Annotated in this window: 1 protein-coding gene; it reads left to right on the forward strand. The window is 65.5% G+C overall.

Going from position 1 to position 1,541, the window contains the following annotated elements:
* Positions 1 to 79 precede the first annotated feature (79 nt).
* Positions 80 to 1,456 (forward strand): transposase, encoded by a 1,377-nt coding sequence (locus tag J3S89_RS19825; RefSeq protein WP_217930269.1) that lies wholly within the window; start codon positions 80 to 82, stop codon positions 1,454 to 1,456.
* The last annotated feature ends 85 nt before the right edge of the window (positions 1,457 to 1,541 follow it).

Genomic DNA, 1,541 nt, shown 5'->3' on the forward strand with positions numbered 1-1,541 from the left:
GATTCTGTTGAAAAACTCAGGCGTTGCGCCGAGCGTCGATCACTGATTCACTCGTGTCACGGCGGCAGGAGTGAAGTCGATGATGGGCGATCGGCAAGTCGTTCAAGACTCCCTGTTCTACGAGTTCTCCATCGAGACCCACGTTCCGACCGATCACCTGCTCCGGTCGATCGATCGCTTCGTCGATCTCGCCGAACTGCGGGCGCACCTCGCGCCGTTCTACAGCACGACGGGACGCCCTTCGATCGATCCCGAACTGATGATCCGGATGCTGATCATCGGATACTGCTTCGGCATTCGCTCGGAGCGCCGGCTGTGCGACGAGGTCCACCTGAACCTGGCCTACCGTTGGTTCTGCCGTCTCGGCCTCGAGGGCCGGGTTCCCGACCACTCGACCTTCTCCAAGAACCGGCATGGGCGTTTCCGTGACAGCGATCTGTTGCGCCGGCTGTTCGAGGTCGTGCTGCGGCGATGCATTGATGCCGGGCTCATCGGTGGGGAGGCCTTCGCCGTCGATGCCAGCCTGATCAAGGCCGATGCGAACCGACAGAAGGGCGTCGAGGGCTCGGCGGGGCTGCCGCCGGACGCGACCAGTCGCGCGATCACCGAGTATTTCGGCGTCCTCGACGATGCCGCCTTCGGCGCGGCGACCGAGGTGGTGCCGAAGTTCCTGTCGCCGGCGGATCCCGCCGCCCGGTGGACCGGAGCCGACGGCGGGCTGGCCTACTTCGCCTATTCGACGAACTACCTCATCGATCTCGACCACGCGATCATCGTCGACGTCGAACCCTCGGCGGCCGTGCGGCAGGCGGAGATCACGGCGACCAAGACGATGATCGAACGGGCGATCGATCGGTTCGACCTCTATCCCGAGCGCCTCGCCGCCGACACGGCCTATGGGTCCGCCGCGATGCTGGGGTGGTTGGTCTACGAGCAGGGCATCGAGCCCCACATCCCGGTCTTCGACAAGTCCGAACGGAAGGACGGGACGTTCAGCCGTGCAGCGTTCTCCTATGATCACGACCGCGATCTCTACACCTGCCCGGGCGGCAAAGAGTTGCTGCGCCGCCGACGGAACCTGAAGGAGCGCGGCGACGGGGTCGATGAAGAGGGCTTCATGCGGTACCGGGCGAGCAAGCTCGACTGCGACGCCTGCTCGCTCAAGTCCCGATGCTGCCCGCGAGCGGAGCCTCGCAAGATCCCGCGCTCGATCTGGGAGGGCGCTCGCGACATGGCGCGAGACATCGCGGCCACGCCGGAATACGCGACCTCGCGCCGGCTTCGAAAGAAGGTCGAGATGCTGTTCGCCCACCTGAAGCGCATCCTACGGCTGGACCGCCTGCGCCTGCGCGGACCGAACGGAGCGAAGGACGAGTTCCTGCTCGCCGCCACGGCCCAGAACCTGCGGAAGTTGGCCAAGCTGATCCCGATGAACGAGCCGGTCGGGGCGACTTGAGGAGGGAGGGCCCTCTCAAACTCGAGCGTGGGGCCCATCGTCGCCGAATGCATGCCGCGCCGCCGGCGAGTTTTTCAACGGAATC

Source organism: Pinisolibacter aquiterrae (assembly GCF_019160155.1).
GTDB classification, from domain to species: domain Bacteria; phylum Pseudomonadota; class Alphaproteobacteria; order Rhizobiales; family Ancalomicrobiaceae; genus Pinisolibacter; species Pinisolibacter aquiterrae.